Origin of the sequence: Pseudomonas sp. PS01301 (assembly GCF_029960215.1) — a bacterium.
In the GTDB taxonomy this organism is placed as follows: Bacteria; Pseudomonadota; Gammaproteobacteria; order Pseudomonadales; family Pseudomonadaceae; genus Aquipseudomonas; species Aquipseudomonas coleopterorum.
Genome location: NZ_JASCPM010000156.1, coordinates 1 through 255 on the forward strand (window position 1 = coordinate 1; position 255 = coordinate 255).

The 255-nt window shown below is 49.0% G+C and carries 1 rRNA gene; it reads left to right on the forward strand.

The window, feature by feature from the left end:
• Nucleotides 1-255 (forward strand): 23S ribosomal RNA (locus tag QMX89_RS22850); the annotation flags it as partial.

Below are 255 nucleotides of genomic sequence, written 5' to 3' on the forward strand. Positions count from 1 at the left end.
GCGAGGCTGAAAAGCGTAGTCGATGGAAAACAGGTTAATATTCCTGTACTTCTGGTTATTGCGATGGAGGGACGGAGAAGGCTAGGCCAGCTTGGCGTTGGTTGTCCAAGTTTAAGGTGGTAGGCTGAGATCTTAGGTAAATCCGGGATTTCAAGGCCGAGAGCTGATGACGAGTTGTCTTTAGACGACGAAGTGGTTGATGCCATGCTTCCAAGAAAAGCTTCTAAGCTTCAGGTAACCAGGAACCGTACCCCA